We start from the raw sequence: 18,530 nt of genomic DNA, 5'->3' as shown, positions 1-18,530 counted from the left end.
TTGCCCACGTGTTACTCACCCGTCCGCCGCTAAATCAGAAGAAGCAAGCTTCTTCATCATTCGCTCGACTTGCATGTATTAGGCACGCCGCCAGCGTTCGTCCTGAGCCAGGATCAAACTCTCCATAATAGAGAACTTAAAAAGCTCATTTGTTTTGCTGGCATCATCATTAAATGATGTCAAAATTGTTTTGCTATCAAGTTAACCGAAGTTAATCTTTTAAGCTATATTTCTTAACGTTTTGCATGTTCAGTTTTCAATGTTCATGGTTTTAAATAATGGAGCGGGTGAAGAGAATCGAACTCTCATCATCAGCTTGGAAGGCTGAGGTTTTACCACTAAACTACACCCGCATATATAAAATTTCAATATTATTGTTTGTTTGGCGCGCCCGGCAGGAGTCGAACCCACAACCTTCTGATCCGTAGTCAGACGCTCTATCCAATTGAGCTACGGGCGCTTAATGTGTGCTTTGGTGCGGCCGAGAGGACTTGAACCTCCACGGGGTTATCCCCCACTAGGCCCTCAACCTAGCGCGTCTGCCATTCCGCCACGACCGCGTAGTTTCAGTAGGACAAAACTTATTATACTCTTATCAACTAAGTCTGTCAACAATAAATTGATGAGCCATGTAGGATTCGAACCTACGACCCTCTGATTAAAAGTCAGATGCTCTACCAACTGAGCTAATGGCTCGTACAAATAAATGGCTGGGGTACCTGGATTCGAACCAGGGCATGACGGAATCAAAATCCGTTGCCTTACCGCTTGGCTATACCCCAACATGGCGGTCCCGACCGGGATCGAACCGGCGATCTCCTGCGTGACAGGCAGGCATGTTAACCGCTACACCACGGGACCTTTGAAAATATAAAATTGAAATGACCCCTACGGGATTCGAACCCGTGTTACCGCCGTGAAAGGGCGGTGTCTTAACCGCTTGACCAAGGGGCCATATAAATGGCTCCGAAGGTAGGACTCGAACCTACGACCGATCGGTTAACAGCCGATTGCTCTACCACTGAGCTACTTCGGAATAATTTTTGTCGTTTTGTTCTTCTCGACTTTTTCTATTATAAAGAGCCTTTTACAAAACGTCAACTACTTTTGTGAATTTTATTTAAGTTTATTTGTAGAAACTAAAATTAGATCACCCAAACACTTGCCACATCTGTATTTGTTAGTATTTAAACGAATTTTCCGATTATATAGCAAGGAGCATTTTGTACATTGATAGGTATAGATTTTGCTTCTTACGCGCTCATTTCGTTCTACAAGAGTTGAACAAAACCTTGGAGAATTAGTTCTTTTTAATAGCTCCCTAAAATCTGCATCTCGATGTTTGTACCCTTTTCCTTCTATATGTAAATGATAGTGACAAAGCTCATGCTTAATCACCCCAATCAATTCTTCCATTCCATGCTTTTCAAAAACTAGTGGATTAATTTCTATATGGTGTGTTCTTAACATATATCTCCCACCTGTAGTGCGAAGACGTTTATTAAAATAAGCATCATGTCGAAAGTCTTTCCTAAAAACTTCTTTTGATACACTACTAACTAATTCAGTCAGTTTTTCATCCGTCATTCACTGCTCACTCCTATTAAAAAGAGGTTGTCCAATGCTTACACAATGGACAACTCTTCATTTATTACACTTGTTGCTCTGGAGGAAGCATTGTAAGTGCAATTCTTCCTTTATTTGCGTCGAACTGGTCTACCCATACTGTTACTATATCTCCTAATGAAACAACATCTAATGGGTGTTTCACAAAGCCTTTTTTCAATTTTGAAATGTGGACTAGCCCATCCTGCTTAACCCCGACATCAACAAAGGCACCAAAATCAACTACATTCCTAACTGTTCCTTGGAGTTCCATTCCCGCTTTTAGGTCTTCCATTTTAAGTACATCTGTTTTCAAAATGGGTTGTGGGAAAGCTTCCCGTGGATCACGCGCTGGTTTAATCAATGTGTCTACAATATCTTTTAATGTGATGTCGCCAATTTCTAATTCTTTACTAACTTCTTCTATTGAAATGTTTTTTAAAGCTTCTTCAGTTTCTTTGGAGCCAATTTGTTCTTTTTTCAGACCGACTATTGCTAAAACTTGTTCGGCAGCCTTATAACTTTCAGGATGAATACCTGTTGCGTCGAACGGATTTTTGGCATCTGGTACTCGTAAAAATCCAATTGCTTGCTCGTATGTTTTAGCACCTAGACGTGGTATTTTCTTTAACTGTGCTCTAGAAGTGAATCTTCCTTGCTCATTTCGTAAATTCACAACGTTTTCTGCAACTGTTTTGGAAAGCCCTGAAACGTATTGCAACAGGGATGCAGATGCTGTATTTACGTTCACTCCTACTTGGTTAACCGCAGTTTCTACTATAAAAGAGAGTGATTCGGATAATTTCTTCTGTGATACGTCATGTTGGTATTGGCCTACCCCTACCGCTTTTGGATCTATTTTTACTAGTTCAGCAAGTGGATCTTGTAATCTTCTCGCGATTGATACTGCGCTTCGCTGCTCCACTTGAAGATCAGGGAATTCATGTCTCGCTGTTTCGGATGCAGAATATACACTTGCCCCTGCTTCATTGACAATAACGTATGCCACATCACCGTCTACTTCTTTCAGACAATCTACTATAAATTGCTCTGTTTCACGAGAGGCTGTACCATTTCCAATAGCGATTAACGAAATCGGGTACTTCTTAATATAAGAAAGAACTTTCTTTTTGGAACCTTCTACATCCATTCTTGGTGCATGTGGATAGATTGCGGAAACCTCTAGTAGTTTACCTGTGTCATCCACTACCGCTAGTTTACATCCAGTACGGTAGGCAGGATCGACGCCAAGTATTACTTTTCCTTTTAAAGGTGGTTGTAATAAAAGGTTTCGCAAGTTCTCAGAAAAAATGTGAATTGCTTGTGTTTCTGCCTTTTCTGTAAGTTCCGTTCGGATTTCACGCTCTACAGAAGGCTGTATTAAGCGCTTATATGAGTCCTCTATTGCTAATTTTACATGTTCTACAGCCTCACTTGATGAATGAGTTGGTATCCATTCGTTTTGCATGACTGTCGTTACTTTATTTATTGGAACTTGGATACTTACTTTTAGTACATCCTCTTTTTCACCGCGGTTAAGCGCTAGAGTGCGATGTGGCACTATTTTTTTTACCGGTTCTTCGTATTCATAGTACATTTCAAATACATTCTTCTCGTCTAATTCAGCCTTTTTCACAGAACTGATTATTAGTCCATCCGCACGTGAGATGTTGCGGATTTGTTCTCGGATTTTTGGGTCATCTGCAAATTGCTCTGCGAGAATGTCTCTCGCTCCTTGGAGGGCATCTTCTGTCGTAAGCACCTGTAGTTCTTCATTCAAAAAATCTTCCGCTATTACAGAAACAGACTCTTTTGGAAAAGTCATTAACAATCCGGCCAGTGGCTCTAAGCCTTTTTCTTTTGCAATTGTCGCTTTTGTTCTACGTTTTTGCTTGTATGGGCGATATAAATCCTCCAATCGTTGCAACACGGTTGCATTTTGAATAGCGTTGCTTAGTTCTTCTGTTAATTTCCCTTGTTCATCAATGAGGCGAATCACTTCTTCTTTTCGCTGTTCTAATTGTTGTATGTAGTTGTAGCGATCTTCCACTGCTTTTATTTGAACCTCATCTAAAGAACCAGTTTGTTCTTTTCTATAACGCGCGATAAAAGGAACTGTATTTCCTTCTTCTAATAATTTGATAACTTGTTCAGCTTGTGATGATTTTACGCCTGTTTCTTTAGAAACGAGCTGAAGCATTTTTTTTATTTCCAAAACAAACACACCCTTTCCGTATAAGTTATATTTTAACACAAAAAAGCTTACTCTAATCTTTTCTAGAGTAAGCTTCCAACTATAAATGTGGCGTCGTCACCATGTTCAATTGCTTCGAGGACCGAATTATAAAGACATGTGGCGTTACGTGCATTTTTAATCGTTTTTTTAGGGCTATTCATATTCACGCCATCAGAATGCATTATGAATAAATCATTTTTTTTACATGCATACGTTTGCGTCTTCACTTTTTGTTTCCTACCGGATAAATACCCCATAACAGGTAATGGGTATATCATTTTATCAGTTTCTTGTTGGTACATATAAAACTTAATGTTTCCTATACAACTATAAGAGATAGTTTGGAGATTGTAATCTATTTTTACGATGGCAACAGCTGCGCCTCTTTTTTGAATCATTCGTTCGTTACATAGCAGTAATAATTCGTCTAGTGTTTCATCTGGATATTTCTCCAATACTTCTGGAATAACATCCGCAGACTCTTTTGCAATTGGTCCGTTTCCTAAACCATCCGCAATAGCGCAAAGCATGAAGTTTTCATTTTTGGATACATAGTATGTATCCCCCGATTCTAAATTACCCGACTTGGCTTCTTGAAACACTAATAACTGTACGTGATCGTCTGAAAAATTTTTCAATTCATTACTCCACCTGACGCTAATATTGCCTCTTGCAATTTTTTAATTGCTTTTCGCTGAATTCTCGAAACATGCATTTGTGAAATCCCGAGTCGATCGCCTGTTTCTTTTTGGCTCAGCTGCTCCATATATGTAAATTGAATTACTTCCTTTTCACGTTCAGACAACACATCCAGCGCATTAGCTACAAGTAAACGCTGGTCGGTCTTTTCAAATTCACCGTCCGCTTTTCCGATTACATCAAATAGCGTAATCGTACTTCCGTCCGAATCGGATTCAAGTGAGTGATCCATAGATAATGCTTGATAGCTTTTTCCCATTTCCATTGCCTCTAATACATCCTCAACGTCTACATTTAAGTATTCTGCGATTTCTGGAACTAAAGGAGAGCGTTGGAATTCGATTGTAAGTGTTTCTACTGCAGCCCTTATTCTAGGTCCAAGTTCTTTTATTCTCCTTGGTACATGCACTGCCCACGTTTTATCTCGTAGAAAACGTTTTATCTCACCTATAATTGTTGGAATAGCGAACGCTTCAAAGTTTTTACCGAATGCCGGATCATATCTTCGAATTGCACCAAGCAGTCCTACCATCCCAACTTGTACAATGTCTTCATGATGAGATTTGCCATTTGAATATTTCCTGGAAATTGACTCAACCAATCTAGTGTAATTTAAGACTAAATTGGTCTGAGCCTCTTCACTCTCTGTTCTTTGATATTCGCTTATCCATTCAAGGATTTTTTCCTTAGATTGCTTATTAGGAAGAGATGTGTCTGACATTACCATCCACCTGCTCTATTCCGACATGCTTCGTCATAAATACAGTTATACCTTCCTGTTGATGAACCTTTACTTCGTCCATTAATGTTTCGATTAAGTATAATCCAAGTCCACCTTCTCTTAAAAAGGATACTTCCTCTAATTCACTATAAGGTCCAACTTGTGCTTTCGTTTCTTCGAAGTCAAAACTTTTTCCGTGGTCTGCTACCATGATTTCAATTTTAGCTTCGTACATTGCGCATCCAATTACAACTTCGCCTTCTTCGTCTTCGGAATAAGCATGTTGCACTGCGTTTGTAATCGCTTCACTCGCAGCGATTTTTAAATCTTCTATATCGTCATATGTAAATCCAACCCGATTTGCTAAACCTGAAATCGTTAAACGTGCTACACTTACATATTGTGGCTTTGCAGGTATTCGAATTTCAACATAATCAAACGGTTTCATCTATTTTCACCTCTCCACTACTTGCTTGAATATCCATTATTTCTCCTAGACCAGTAATATCAAACAATCGTTTTAAACGAGATGAAAGACCGATTAGCTCCATATGACCATTGGATACATTAATACTCTTATAAAAGCCAACAAAGACTCCGAGTCCTGTACTATCCATATAAGATACTTCTGATAAGTCTATTATTACTTGAAGATTTTCTTTCAAGTCAATTTCTGCTAGTTTTTCTCTTAGAATTGGTGCTGTAAATGCATCAATTTCACCAGTAATAATACCGTTAACTATTAGCAAATCTTTTTGTTGAAGCTTTACTGAAATATTCATGTGTTTTATCCCCCGTTTTATCTATATATGTTTTTAATACCACAATTCAACTAAAGTTAAACATCAGTTACTATAAAAAACTATACTTTCTTGAAAATCACAAGGGTGAAATCGTCTCGCTGTTCAAAGTCTTGTAATTCTTCCAACTTATGAAACACATACTCTACCATTTCTTGAGCAGATTGATCTTTAACATTTTCAATAATATTCATAACTGTTTGTTGTTCGATAAAGCCTTCTTTTGAACGACATTCTGTTACCCCATCTGTCATCATTACGATAAAATCACCTTTATTTAGTGTGATGGAATGTTGTTCATATTTTACATTTGGAATAACACCTAATAATAAACCTTTTGCTTGTAACTCAGAAAAACTTGATGACTCCGAACAGTAAAAAAGTGGTGGTTCATGTCCAGCCGAAGCGTAGGTAAATTCACTTTTGGGTGTATCATATTTGCCGTAAAACATAGAAATAAACATGGAGTCGCTTACACTTTTTTCCACAATTCGGTTGATTACATCTAACACTATTACCGGATCTGTTTCTGCTCCGTCTAAACTATCCATCCCATATTTAATCATGGACATGCACAAGGCAGCCGGAATACCTTTTCCGATAACATCTGCTACTGCAATACCAACATGTTCACTGTCATGCAAAAAGTGTGCATAATCTCCATTCATTTCTTTTACTGGCACTGAAATAATACCGATATCTAAATCTACTATTTTTGGTACTTTTGTTTTTAATAATGTTTGTTGCACGTTCGCAGCAAGTTCCATTTCCATCTTCAGATTTTGCTGTTTTTGAATCAACGTCTGATGCTCTTTTAGTGCCAGTCCATAGCGAACCATCACTTCAATGAGGAGGTCAAAAGAATGCTGTACATCGCCGTCTAAATCCGGCATTATCTCTTCTAGTGATGCCTTATGTATACTAATAACTTCCTCAGGAGAGATATTCTTCTGAATTAGTTGCCTACTAATATTTTGACCTTCGTATAAATTATGTTCCGTCTGTCTTAATATATACTTTTCTAAAACTTCTTTATATTGTTTTTTAAATTCTTGAGGCATTATTCACTCCATCCTTCCTACCTCATCCACTTGGTTGCTGTAATCACCGTTCCTTCACCTACTACTGTTTCAATCTTAAAGTTATCCATGAGCCGTTTTACTCCAGGTAGTCCAGCTCCTAATCCCCCAGATGTTGTATATCCATCTTCCATTACTTTACGAACATCTGCTATGCCTGGGCCCTTGTCAGATGCAATAACTAATAACCCTTTAAGATTGCCTTCTGTAATTTGTTTTATTTCTATGTTTCCTTTTCCAGCATATAAATAAATATTACGAGCAAGTTCACTAATCGCCGTTGTAATTCTAGCTTGGTCAACTGTACCGAAGCCAACATCCTTCGCTTCATTTCTTCCAAGCTGCCTAGCAGCAACTATGTCCCACTCCGTTATAATATCAACAGAAGACCTTAAGTTCATAATGGATTAGTCCTCCAATTCTCGTTCTAATTTTTCCAATCCATTTTCTAAATCTAAAGCTGTTACAACATTTTCTAGCCTAATACCTAATTCGATTAATGTAATGGCAACAGCTGGCTGTATACCTGTAATGACCACTTTTGCCCCCATTAAGCCTGACATACTAATGACATCTCCAAGAACTTTTGCGATGAACGAATCAATAAAGTCAATTGGAGTCAAATCAAGTACTACTCCCCTTGCTGCGGTTGTATKCAACTTTGCCAATAAATCTTCTTGAAATGCCAAGGCAGTTTGATCATCTAATTCCCATTGAATAGAAACAATTAAGCATTCTCTTAATTTTAAAATCGGAATTCTAGCCATCATTTTGTATCCACCTCTACAATCGCTCGATTTGTTAAAGCTAGAGCCTGTTCCATACCTCTTTGTAATGTACTTGTCGTGGTAAAATCAGTTAAATTAATACCGAGCGTTACAATTGTTTGAGCGATTTCTGGACGAATACCGACGAGCATACATTTAGCCCCTACTAAACGAACGGCATCCGCCGCTTGAATAATATGATGAGCGACCATTGTATCTACGACCGGTACGCCAGTAATATCAATCAATACTACCTCTGCACGATGCTTTACAACGCCTTGCAGTAAGTTTTCCATGATAAGCTTTGCACGTTCTGTATCAATCGTACCTACTAGCGGCATGACAGAAATTTTATCAAATACAGGAATAAGGGAAGCCGAAAGTTCTTGCAATGCAATTTTTTGTAAACTCACAGTTTTTTCCCATACTTTAGAATAAGCATCTACTACACTATGATTAAGTGGCGTAATCCATTTTGTTAAAATTTCCCTAAATGATTTATAATTGCTTTCGTTTAACGATCCTGCCTCTTCCATTTCTTCATAGATTACTTCCGTGAAATTGGTAAGTGCTCTCAGTACAAAAGTGATTGACCAGCCATAACGAACAATTTGGATAGAAAAATCCTTCAGCTTCTCATCGTAGGTTTCTTCACTTGCTGTTAAACTAGAAACCATCAGTTCACCAAATTCGCGAACTGCTGTATCAACAACTTGATCAGACATTATTTGAAAAAATCGATCATCTTGATCGTCTTCCATTTTCGCTTTCCATTTTTCTAAAATACTATCTATATTTACTTGAATGTAAGTCGCAATTTGTTTATCCATATCCTTTCGCACATCTCCTCTTTTAAATATCCATATCTATATTCTAACGAAAAACAGTCTACTTTACATCTTTTATGGCTAAAAATAAAAAACACAATGTGTATTTGTCGGCTACACATTGCGTTTTATCTATGTATTAAAATTTTACAATACCTAAGCTTATTCCTAATGCATGATCGACTTCACACATAACATCCTCATCCAAATGTGTAATTTTATCGGTGAGCCTAGATTTGTCTATCGTACGCAATTGTTCTAACAAAATAACCGAATCTCGTTCAAAATCATACTGTTTTGCATTGATTTCCACATGTGTTGGTAATTTTGCTTTTTGAATTTGAGCGGTAATTGCTGCAATGATAACAGTAGGACTGAATCGATTCCCTATATCATTTTGAATCACCAAAACGGGTCTGGTTCCACCTTGCTCAGACCCGATTACAGGTGATAAATCTGCAAAAAAAACGTCACCACGTTTTACGATCAAGTTTTCATCCTCCACTTACGAGTCGCTCTGTCGTATGTTGCGCTTCATATTCCGCATGTAAACATTCCGAACTTATGGATAAATTTATATGGGACATTTCAACATAACCTTTCATCATCGCTTCTCTTATAAGATTTGCCTGGCCTTTCTTAATGTATTCATTTGCTTGGACACGAACAATATTTTCACTTGTAGCGAATGATTGTTTGACAATTTTTACTCCTTCATTAACCATTTGCATTGGAAGCTCAATAATTGCTTCCTTTTTCTTTTTTCCACTTACCACAGCAAACACCTCCGACAAAACATTTCCCTATATGACAATATACTTAATCTTACCATTACTAGAGGCATAATAAAAGACATTATAAGAAATGGTTAGACAAATCATGCACGAAGTTCGAGTTTTGTCGAAGAGTTATTCACTATATAATCTAGGTAGTCTATTGGAAAAGGTGCAGCAGATTTCATATGGTATTGTCTGTAAAGCGTTTGCCCATTCTTCAATTCTAATCTCTTCATTCATTTGTTTCCCTAGCAACACTACTTTTTCACCGATATTCACTTGTTCATCTAAACGAATCATGCATTGATCCATGCAAATCCTTCCAACAATCGGCATTCTTTTTCCTTTTATCAAAACGAATTGGTTATGCAACTTTCGAAGGAGACCATCTGCATAACCAATCGGAAGCGTTGCAATCCATTCATCTGATGGAGCTGTATACGTTGCACCATAACCAATCGTAGTCTCTTTTTTCACTTTCTTCACATGCACTACTTCCGTATGTAGTGAAAGTGCCCGTTCCAATGGAAATGGAAGGTTTTCATCTATCCAAGGTGATGGGGCAATTCCATACATCGATATGCCAAAACGTACAGCATCCCAATGTTGACTAGGGATTCTAAGGGTCGCCGCACTATTGGCAGTGTGTATAGTTGCCGGTCGTTGTTCAAATAAATGAAGCATCCGCTCGAAAGCCGCTATTTGTTTATTTAACTGATGTTGGTCTTCCTCGTCTGCTGTCGAAAAATGCGTATACACACCCGTTACTTCTATCCAATTTCTTTCTCGTATAAAAGCGAGTGCCTTCTTTAATTCTTCCTCTTCTACAATGCCAATACGCCCCATACCACTGTCAATTTTTATATGCATTTTAAAAGGTTTTGTGTAGTGACTTGTAGCAAATAACCACTCGTATGAATATGCTGTTAAGGTAATGTTGCGTTCTGTTGCAAGGGGTAAAAAAGAGATCGGGGAAGCTCCGAGAACAAGTATATCCGCAGTGATTCCTGCTTCCCTTAACTGAATCGCTTCCTCCGGAGTTGCTACGGCTAATTGAGTAGCACCTGCTTGTAAGGCAGTATTTGCGACTTCAATTGCCCCATGTCCGTATGCATTTGCTTTTACAACAGCCATTATTTTTGTAGGTTCGGGCAATTTTTCTTTTAATCGCTTAATATTAGTCTCGATTGCTTTTAAACTTACCTGGATAAATGTTGGTCGATAGTATGGTTGAGTCATGAGACTTCCCTCTTTTTTCTTTTGTTTTACGATTGTTTCTCTAATTATCCTACTAGTGAGAAGAAGTCGTCAATCAATTACACCTCGGTGTAATTGCGTCCAAATTTTGAATTGCGCTAGCGCAATTAATTCCTTACAAAATTTGTGACATCCGCCGGAGGCTTAACTTAATCAGCAAATACATTTGCTGATTAAGTTAATTTACTTCAGACCAGCTATCGTCATTGATGCGGCTACTTCAATCATTTCTTCTTTCGTCAATGATGTAGAGGCGATGAAGAATGACATGCCATCTTGTTCCCAAGTAAGAGACTGATCTGTTACCGCCCCAACAGCTACCCCTAAATCTACCGGATCACCTGGTGCAAATACCGGAATTGTAGAAGATACACTTGGATCGCTAAGTTGCTGAACAATCGTAAATTCTTTTTCACCACTAAACGTTAAAATAACTCGTTTATCATCTTCCACTTTCATTTCTTTTTCATCGATTAAGTGAACACCTTCCCACTGAATAACAGGATAATGCGTTTCGAATTCTTGGTTTTCCATTTCTGCTGAAGTCTCTACAGTACCCTCATCCACTTTACCAGTTGGTGTCTGATCAATTTTGTACTCTCCCGCTGCATGCGCTTTACCAAGCGATACTTGTTTGAATTTAATATGGATCTGCTCTTCTTTATTTTCATTCAATATAGCAACATCTTTTGGTAATAGAGTCTTTTTGTCGATATAAATTTTTTGAGTTGGCAGCATGTTTTTGTGGTTATTCGATGTTTTCGTTTCGAATACATAGTTATTTCCTTCTTCTTTAAATGTAGAAGATTTATCATTTTTTATATCTTGCGCAAGCGAACCGATTAAGTAAGCTTGGCTATTTTCCGCTGGCCAGTTACTTTGGAATTTATACGTTTTGTTAAGCGCTGGTGTTACAACAAAAACCCCTTCAGTATTGCGTACAATCATTTGCGTATTTTCAGTATTCGAATCCGATACTTTTACGCGGTAAAAATCAGGCTTTGTATGCCAAACTTCCACATCATACACTCTCGGCTCTTGACCAGTTAAGATGCTCATCTCCGCAGTTAACTCATATCCTTTTGCATCCACCCACTTATTACTCAATTTTTTTAATACGTCCTCTTTTGACTCAGCTCCACATGCAGATAGTACCAGGATCATCATTGCTAATACAAATAACAGTTTGGCCACTCGGCTTTTCAATCAGTCCATCCTTTCTATTATCACTGCGTTCGTTCATTGTATGTAGTTGGACGACCGGTTATGATTGTAGAATTACTTGGGCGGCAGCATATTCTTTTGTATGGGTAATGGAGACAAAGCCATTTACTTGGTTTCCTTTAAAATAAAGACTTGGTTTCCCCTTATCTTCCTTTAAGATTTCAATATCATGAAAGCTACATTCTTTCCCTATTCCCGTTCCTAATGCTTTAGAAAATGCTTCTTTAGCTGCAAATCGCCCTGCTAAAAATTCTATTTGTCGCGAAGTAGATAATTGCTGCATTTGTGCAATTTCTTTGTTCGTTAGTATACGTTCTTCAAATTTACTTGTTTTTTCTTTAATTTTTTTTATTCTAGTTAATTCTGTTATATCTAAACCTATTCCAGTAATCATGAGCGTTTCTCCTTTCAAATGTAGCTTATACACGCTATACTATTAGTAGAAAAATTGAGGTGAATTAATGTTTACGAGAACTGAAAATTTTAAACAGTACATTCGATTATATCCGGTTGTTTCTACTTTGCTTGCTTTAAATATCGTTATTTATATTTTAACAAATATCCCTGTTTTAGGAGATGTAATATACTCAAAAGGGATCCATTTTAACTTACTTATAAGTGAAGGTGAATATTGGCGTTTAGTTACCCCGATGTTTTTACATGCGACTTTTTTTCATCTGTTATTCAATATGTTCTCTCTTTATCTATTTGGACCGGAGCTAGAGCAAATTGCGGGTAAAGCTCGTTTCTTAACTATATATTTGTTGGCTGGTTTAGTCGGTAATATTGCTACCTATTTAATACACGATTGGAATTATCAAAGTGTAGGAGCTAGTGGGGCAATTTACGGTATACTTGGTGCCTTTGGAGCTTTAGTTTATTACACGAGAAATTTCATGCCACAGCTAAAACAAGTTATTGTACCCATAATCGTGATAGGTGTTGTCATGACATTCCTTCAGCCACATATAAATGCCACTTCGCATATTGCAGGCCTCATCACCGGGTTTGTGATTGGTATTATTTACTTCCATCCAAAACGAATCGCTGCTTGGAGAAAACGTAAAAGTCACTTAAAGTCAGTGAAGTAAAAAGAACAGCCCTAATCTAGTGGCTGTTCTTTTTCTATGCTTGTTTTTCGATGTGGTTCATACCAATTTAAAAGTATTTCAGCATCTGATTTTTTTATATGTGGAATCGTTGTAGAATCTCCCGATACACCCGATTTAATGGTTGTAATGATTGACGAGACGTTTGCTCTTTTTTGAAAAAGGGTAGTGCGTTCCGTCATCGATTGAATCCTTCTTTTCTCCATCCACACTTTTGTTTTACTAAATAATCGATATTGTATTACTAGCTGACGTTCATCCATATAAAAGCCCGCTGTTTTCTGTTGCCAGATACCAAGCCCATAGCTTAATGGAAATAAGAGCAACGAGAACAACCCAAAAGGATAGAAAAAATAGCTAACTGCTGCGGCAACCGGAATCATCCATATATAATCTAAACGATAGAAAAACTTTCTGGACCTTTTCGGTATTTTCGTGAGGGCAGTATTAAATGGAAGCTCCGGAAATATTTCTTCTAATATTGGTATTATATTTGCTTTTTTAATTAGTGGAACTAAACGGATCTTTTCATCTTTTTCCGCTAAAGAACCTCCAGCACTATCTACTATTACCGTGGCATACCCCATAAGTTGGCGTAACGGATTCTCCACTACCCGTATCCCTTGAATTCGGGAAAGAGGAATTGTTACTTTTTTCTTTTCTAACAATCCTCTTGTAATAATAATCTCATCGTCCTCCACTATAATTGTAAATTGATAGTAGTTAATAAAAGTGAGCCCAACAGATACGACCCAAGCGACTAACAGAACAATAAAAACAGCTAATGCCACAATAAGGGCCCCAAAACGAATAAACACAACGATTTCATCATAAATCGCTTCATACGGAATAACATTTGAAAATTGAGAAGCAAACACGGCTAGCCCTGAGAAAAACACACCAACTCCCCCAGAAGTACTTGCAAGTATAAACAAGTCTTTTCCGGACATTTTAAAGATTGCTCGTTTCTCCTCTTTTACAAGTGGGTGTTCTACTAGCGCCCCCTCTAATTCTTCGGGTAACTTTTTCTTAGCTTGTAGCATTTCATATTTAATCTGTTCTGCCGCCACTTTTGTAATCGCTGTTAGTTCCGCGTCCGCTTCCTTAGTTGCGCCGCCACCAGCTGTTTCTACTTTTACCTTCACTAATCCAAATGGTCTGTGGAAAATCCCTTCCGTATAGTTCAAACTTTGAATACGCTCAAAAGGGATATATCGCTTTTTCTTCACCAACAACCCATATTCAATTCGAAGTTCCTCTTCTTCAAACCAGTATCTGAAACGTTTCCATTTAATAATGCCACTGACCAATAAAAAAATTAAAATAATTGCGTAAACACCATAGATAATATAAGAGGACCAATCTCCAGAATCCCCACTACCTCCAAATCCATTGACCGCGATTACTACAATAAATGGGATAAGCATATCCTTTAATACTTTAACAAAGTTAATTACCGCGGAAATGGGATGTAATTTGTATTTTTCTTTAGACATCATCTTCCGCCACCCTTGCAAGTACAGAGATTCTGCCACGTAGTTCATCCGCTTCTGCCGTAATAAGTGCGGGTATCGTATGATTCGTTGCTGCTGTTGAAATTGTAATAGATGCCAAATCATATTTTCGTAAAATTGGCCCTTGCTCTGTGTCAACATGTTGCACACGAACCATCGGCACTAATGTCCGTTTTACAACAAATAGACCATGCTGCAGTTCTATTTCTTGTTCTCTTACTTCATAGCGCCAGCGCACCCATCTAACTTTTGGAAATAAATAAATTAATAAATACGCAATGATTAATACAATTACTACATCTACTATGTACAGCCAAATGTACTTACCAGTAAAGAAGTTTATAACTCCCACTCCTGCACCGAATAGTAATGCAATGAGTGTTTGGAAAACACCATAGATTCTCCATACGCGTAATCCTTTTTTGGATATTTTATTTATTGGTTCTGCTCTCATTATCAACACCTCTTCCCTTGTATTGTATACGATTTGAGAGGGAAAATGTTTCAAATTAAGTAAGTAATGTTTCTAAGCTAGATGATTAACTAATTCCGCTTATTTCATGAATAATAAATACTCACAAAAAAGATAGTTCACAGTTTAGGGAAACTGCGACGCAGTGCGTTGACTAGTGACCGCTAGGATTTTCGCTGCAGGACGGACGCTTTCCGTGGGGTGAGTGATGAGCCTTCACCGCCGCTTGCGCGTACGTTGTGAAGTCTCATCTTACTCACTTGATCCCACTGGAGTCGCCGCCTGCAGCGAAAATCAATGGAAATTTCCGAATTATTAGAATTCTATATTAACAATAAATGGTTGAACGAGACAATCTCGCCTTTGAACACGACAATGCACACCTCGAACGCGACAATAAGATAGCTGAACACGACAAACTAGTCGAGTAAATGCCGGCCAGGCGTATTCGACGGGCTTTAAGACATATAATATGTCGGAATTATAGTTGTCCCACATCAAGTAAAGAGCCATTTTGAGAATTGGTTGCTTTCACGGGTAATTTGGTTGCTCTCGTGCTGATTTGGTTGCTTTCGTAGTAGATCTGGTTGCTCTCAGTGATCGGTTGGTTGCCCTAAGCCATTTATTGGATAAATCCAATGGAAAAACCGGTTGAAATTTTGTTTTTTAACGGGATGATATGGATAATTGGGAAATTTCTTTTGATTTTCGCTACAGCCGTCGACTCTTGCCGGATGAGTGGGCTAATGAGCCATCCCAACGTACGCCTAAGGGCGGCGGGGATGGCTCATCGCTCACCCGGCGGAAAGCGTACGACTGTAGCGAAAATCACAGCGGACACTTTATTCGCCTCACTACGTCGCAGTTTCCCTAAACAATCTATTTATCTTAACCATTTCTCACACAAAAACGATGGAAAAACTATAATAGGAAATCACCAAAAAGGGCAGGAAGTGGAGAACCACTTCCTGCCCAAAATATGAGAATCTATTGTTCCTCTTTAACACCATTAACTTGGAAATTATATCGAATAACATCTCTAAAGAATGTATAAAGCATATTTTGGAATAAGTGAAGCGCATCGAAAGAGTACAAACGATATGGATCTTCTTGACCGTATCCGCGAATCCCGATACCTTCCCTTAAATGATGTAGATTATTTAAATGGCTAATCCATAGTCGGTCTAGCGTCTCTGTATAGTATGACTGAACATTTTTCCACTCTTGGCTGTCACTATTTATCTTATTGACAATCTCAAAGGCATTTTCATAAACAGTCTCTAATGCTTCTTTTAATTTCCCTTTATTTTCCGGATCTAATGACGTAAATGTATCTTCTTCATAGGATGTGAGCATTGAGATGATTTTAATCTCATCCATTATCTCATTCACAATACTCGATTCATCAGCATTATTTTCATTCGAATCGATAAGCTCATCGATTAGACTATGGAAACGTTCATGCATGGCATCAATGATTAACATTTGCATATTTTCCACTTTTAACGCTTTTTCTCGATAATTATACATAACGCCTTGTTGGTCGTTATTAATATCATCTAATTTCAATAAATGAGAACGACTGGAGAAATGCATACCTTCTATTACATTTTGAACATTATACACAAATTTTTTTGGATTAGGTGAAATAACTAAGCCAGAATCATCCGTTTTCAACTTCTTTTTGTATTTAGCGAACTCTTCTTCATCGTAATAGTGGAATAGCTCATCCTCTAATGAAATGATAAATTGCGAACTACCAGGATCCCCTTGACGTCCACCTCGACCACGAAGCTGCATATCAATTCGGGCACTACTATGAAGTTCTGTCCCAATTATATGAAGACCGCCAAGTTCAGCTACACCTTCACCTAAATTGATATCTGTTCCACGTCCAGCCATATTTGTTGCGAGCATGATTTTATTCATTTGTCCTGCTTGCGAGATTAACTCTGCTTCATCTTCTACCGTTTTTGCATTGAGTATCGAATGTTCGATTTCAAGATCATATAAATAGGAAGAAAGTTTTTCAGACTGTTCGATTGAAGTCGTTCCGATTAAAACAGGGCGACCCGTTTCATGGTATTTTTTCGTCTCTTCTACAATCTTTTTGATCTTATCCTCGTATGTTAAATAGACAAGTGTTTCCATATCGATGCGCTGGTTTGGTTTATTGGTCGGTATTTCCGTTACGCGTAAGTTGTATGTTTCCCAAAACTCATCACGTGAAGGGACGGCACTACCCGTCATTCCAGATACATGTTTGTACAATCTGAAATAATGTTGGATCATAATCGATGCTTGTGTATTATTTTCTTCTTTAATGGAAACTTTTTCTTTGGCTTCGATTGCTTGGTGAAGCCCGTCGCTAAATGTACGGCCTTCCATAATACGCCCAGTATATGGATCCACAATCATAATTTTGTCGTCTTTCACAATATAGTCCACATCTTTACGCATCACTACTTTTGCTCTAAGTGTCTGCATGGCGATATGCATAAACTCACGATGCTCACGGTCATAGACATTATCAATGCCGAATGCTTCTTCTAGACGATCTGCACCATTGTCCAACAACACAATTTGTTTGGTCTCCGGGTAATAATTGTAATCTTCTTCGTCTTTGAAGGAGCTAATGACTAACTGCATAATTGGTAGTAAATTTAAACTCTCATTAGACTTTCCTGCAAGGATCAAAGGAGTTCTCGCTTCGTCGATCAATATGCTATCCACTTCATCGATTAAAGCGTAAAAAAGTGGTCGTTGCACAAGCTGATCTTCACTTTGCACCATATGGTCTCTTAAATAGTCAAAGCCAAATTCTGTCCCCGTACCATATGTAATATCACAATTATAGGCAACTTGTTTTTCGTCATTTTCTAAACCAGAAATATTTAATCCCACTGTTAAGCCCAAAAATTCAAATAATGGCTTCATCTCTTCAAAATCTCGGCTTGCCAAATATTCATTGGCCGTAATAATATGCGTTCCTTTACCATGTAGAGCCATTACATAGGCAGGTAGTGTTGCAACTAATGTTTTCCCCTCTCCCGTTTGCATTTGTGCAATTTGAGATTGAGTTAATACTGCACCACCCATTAACTGCGTATCATAGTGCCGCTTTCCTAATATACGTTTCGAAGCTTCACGTACGACTGCAAATGCTTCCATCATGATTTCTTCAGGAGTTGCTCCGTTATTTAATTGTTCACGAAAACTTGTTGTATATGTTTGAAGTTCTAAATCGGTTTTATTTGTAAATGAATCTTCCAAGGCATTAATCTTGGATACTATTTTTTTGAGTTGCTTTAACTCAATTACTTCACCAGAAATCATTTTTTTAATAGAATGTAACATGTTCATTCTCCCTACTTTTAAATTCCATTGCCTATTATATCATGAATTAAACTTGTAAGCATTTTCAAGCAGATTTGCTAATGTTTC

19 protein-coding genes, 8 tRNA genes and 1 rRNA gene are annotated in these 18,530 nt (G+C 37.9%); 1 reads left to right on the top strand and 27 read right to left on the bottom strand.

What is annotated here, in order from left to right; all coding sequences use genetic code 11:
- From AC1DFT_RS16655 to acpS, 24 genes are all read right to left on the bottom strand, one after another.
- Positions 1 to 129: ribosomal RNA gene (locus tag AC1DFT_RS16655) — 16S ribosomal RNA — on the bottom strand; the annotation flags it as partial.
- 150 nt (positions 130 to 279) lie between these two features.
- Positions 280 to 353: transfer RNA gene (locus AC1DFT_RS16650), tRNA-Gly, on the bottom strand.
- A gap of 30 nt (positions 354 to 383) precedes the next feature.
- Positions 384 to 460, bottom strand: a tRNA-Arg gene (locus AC1DFT_RS16645).
- A gap of 13 nt (positions 461 to 473) precedes the next feature.
- A tRNA-Leu gene (locus tag AC1DFT_RS16640) sits at positions 474 to 560 on the bottom strand.
- A gap of 63 nt (positions 561 to 623) precedes the next feature.
- Positions 624 to 696: transfer RNA gene (locus tag AC1DFT_RS16635), tRNA-Lys, on the bottom strand.
- 11 nt (positions 697 to 707) lie between these two features.
- Positions 708 to 782: transfer RNA gene (locus AC1DFT_RS16630), tRNA-Gln, on the bottom strand.
- A 3-nt stretch (positions 783 to 785) separates the two neighbouring features.
- A tRNA-Asp gene (locus tag AC1DFT_RS16625) sits at positions 786 to 861 on the bottom strand.
- Between the two features lie 21 nt (positions 862 to 882).
- Positions 883 to 954, bottom strand: a tRNA-Glu gene (locus AC1DFT_RS16620).
- Positions 955 to 961: 7 nt separating this feature from the next.
- Positions 962 to 1,036, bottom strand: a tRNA-Asn gene (locus AC1DFT_RS16615).
- Between the two features lie 80 nt (positions 1,037 to 1,116).
- Positions 1,117 to 1,587 carry a SprT family protein gene (locus AC1DFT_RS16610; protein ID WP_478160071.1) on the bottom strand — a complete coding sequence of 157 codons (471 nt, stop codon included), beginning with the start codon at positions 1,585 to 1,587 and terminating at the stop codon, positions 1,117 to 1,119.
- A gap of 64 nt (positions 1,588 to 1,651) precedes the next feature.
- On the bottom strand, positions 1,652 to 3,820 hold the full coding sequence (locus tag AC1DFT_RS16605) for a Tex family protein (RefSeq protein WP_478160069.1): 2,169 nt from the start codon (positions 3,818 to 3,820) through the stop codon (positions 1,652 to 1,654).
- A 62-nt stretch (positions 3,821 to 3,882) separates the two neighbouring features.
- A complete protein-coding gene (locus AC1DFT_RS16600) occupies positions 3,883 to 4,479 on the bottom strand; it encodes a SpoIIE family protein phosphatase (protein WP_478160067.1) in 597 nt (198 codons plus the stop codon).
- Positions 4,476 to 5,261 carry an RNA polymerase sigma factor SigB gene (gene sigB / locus AC1DFT_RS16595; protein ID WP_478160065.1) on the bottom strand — a complete coding sequence of 262 codons (786 nt, stop codon included), beginning with the start codon at positions 5,259 to 5,261 and terminating at the stop codon, positions 4,476 to 4,478. The genes AC1DFT_RS16600 and sigB overlap by 4 nt, the downstream gene beginning before the upstream one ends.
- Positions 5,239 to 5,709 carry an anti-sigma B factor RsbW gene (rsbW, locus tag AC1DFT_RS16590; RefSeq protein WP_478160063.1) on the bottom strand — a complete coding sequence of 157 codons (471 nt, stop codon included), beginning with the start codon at positions 5,707 to 5,709 and terminating at the stop codon, positions 5,239 to 5,241. Before rsbW ends, sigB begins: the two co-directional genes overlap by 23 nt.
- Complete coding sequence (locus AC1DFT_RS16585) at positions 5,696 to 6,043, bottom strand: anti-sigma factor antagonist (protein WP_478160061.1); 348 nt, start codon at positions 6,041 to 6,043, stop codon at positions 5,696 to 5,698. Before AC1DFT_RS16585 ends, rsbW begins: the two co-directional genes overlap by 14 nt.
- Positions 6,044 to 6,123: 80 nt before the next feature.
- Complete coding sequence (locus AC1DFT_RS16580; protein ID WP_478160059.1) at positions 6,124 to 7,122, bottom strand: SpoIIE family protein phosphatase; 999 nt, start codon at positions 7,120 to 7,122, stop codon at positions 6,124 to 6,126.
- A 17-nt stretch (positions 7,123 to 7,139) separates the two neighbouring features.
- Entirely contained in the window at positions 7,140 to 7,541 is a 402-nt protein-coding gene (locus AC1DFT_RS16575; protein ID WP_478160057.1) for an anti-sigma regulatory factor, read from the bottom strand.
- Between the two features lie 6 nt (positions 7,542 to 7,547).
- Positions 7,548 to 7,910 (bottom strand): STAS domain-containing protein, encoded by a 363-nt coding sequence (locus AC1DFT_RS16570; RefSeq protein WP_478160055.1) that lies wholly within the window; start codon positions 7,908 to 7,910, stop codon positions 7,548 to 7,550.
- Complete coding sequence (locus tag AC1DFT_RS16565; protein WP_478160053.1) at positions 7,907 to 8,737, bottom strand: STAS domain-containing protein; 831 nt, start codon at positions 8,735 to 8,737, stop codon at positions 7,907 to 7,909. Before AC1DFT_RS16565 ends, AC1DFT_RS16570 begins: the two co-directional genes overlap by 4 nt.
- A 136-nt stretch (positions 8,738 to 8,873) precedes the next feature.
- Positions 8,874 to 9,224: a type II toxin-antitoxin system PemK/MazF family toxin gene (locus AC1DFT_RS16560; RefSeq protein ID WP_093271851.1), complete on the bottom strand. Its 351-nt coding sequence runs from the start codon at positions 9,222 to 9,224 to the stop codon at positions 8,874 to 8,876.
- Positions 9,225 to 9,228: 4 nt separating this feature from the next.
- On the bottom strand, positions 9,229 to 9,510 hold the full coding sequence (locus AC1DFT_RS16555; RefSeq protein ID WP_478160051.1) for a transcriptional regulator: 282 nt from the start codon (positions 9,508 to 9,510) through the stop codon (positions 9,229 to 9,231).
- Between the two features lie 132 nt (positions 9,511 to 9,642).
- Positions 9,643 to 10,749 carry an alanine racemase gene (gene alr, locus AC1DFT_RS16550; protein WP_478160049.1) on the bottom strand — a complete coding sequence of 369 codons (1,107 nt, stop codon included), beginning with the start codon at positions 10,747 to 10,749 and terminating at the stop codon, positions 9,643 to 9,645.
- 201 nt (positions 10,750 to 10,950) lie between these two features.
- Positions 10,951 to 11,973: a LolA family protein gene (locus tag AC1DFT_RS16545; protein ID WP_478160047.1), complete on the bottom strand. Its 1,023-nt coding sequence runs from the start codon at positions 11,971 to 11,973 to the stop codon at positions 10,951 to 10,953.
- Positions 11,974 to 12,031: 58 nt separating this feature from the next.
- A complete protein-coding gene (gene acpS / locus AC1DFT_RS16540) occupies positions 12,032 to 12,385 on the bottom strand; it encodes a holo-ACP synthase (RefSeq protein ID WP_478160045.1) in 354 nt (117 codons plus the stop codon).
- Between the two features lie 67 nt (positions 12,386 to 12,452).
- Between acpS and AC1DFT_RS16535 the strand changes: the two genes are divergently transcribed.
- Positions 12,453 to 13,082, top strand: coding sequence for a rhomboid family intramembrane serine protease (locus tag AC1DFT_RS16535; RefSeq protein WP_478160043.1), 630 nt, complete (start codon positions 12,453 to 12,455; stop codon positions 13,080 to 13,082).
- Between the two features lie 11 nt (positions 13,083 to 13,093).
- Here AC1DFT_RS16535 and AC1DFT_RS16530 read toward each other — a convergent pair whose 3' ends face one another.
- The 3 genes from AC1DFT_RS16530 to secA all read right to left on the bottom strand — a co-directional run bounded on the left by AC1DFT_RS16530 (position 13,094) and on the right by secA (position 18,443).
- Positions 13,094 to 14,596, bottom strand: coding sequence for a PH domain-containing protein (locus AC1DFT_RS16530; RefSeq protein WP_478160041.1), 1,503 nt, complete (start codon positions 14,594 to 14,596; stop codon positions 13,094 to 13,096).
- On the bottom strand, positions 14,589 to 15,068 hold the full coding sequence (locus tag AC1DFT_RS16525) for a PH domain-containing protein (RefSeq protein WP_478160039.1): 480 nt from the start codon (positions 15,066 to 15,068) through the stop codon (positions 14,589 to 14,591). The genes AC1DFT_RS16530 and AC1DFT_RS16525 overlap by 8 nt, the downstream gene beginning before the upstream one ends.
- 1,005 nt (positions 15,069 to 16,073) lie before the next feature.
- Complete coding sequence (gene secA / locus AC1DFT_RS16520) at positions 16,074 to 18,443, bottom strand: preprotein translocase subunit SecA (protein ID WP_478160037.1); 2,370 nt, start codon at positions 18,441 to 18,443, stop codon at positions 16,074 to 16,076.
- Positions 18,444 to 18,530: the final 87 nt, after the last annotated feature.

Source organism: Psychrobacillus sp. 05T411 (genome assembly GCF_056396485.1).
Note: the sequence above shows the minus strand (reverse complement) of the source record. Positions and strands in the feature narration are given on the sequence as shown.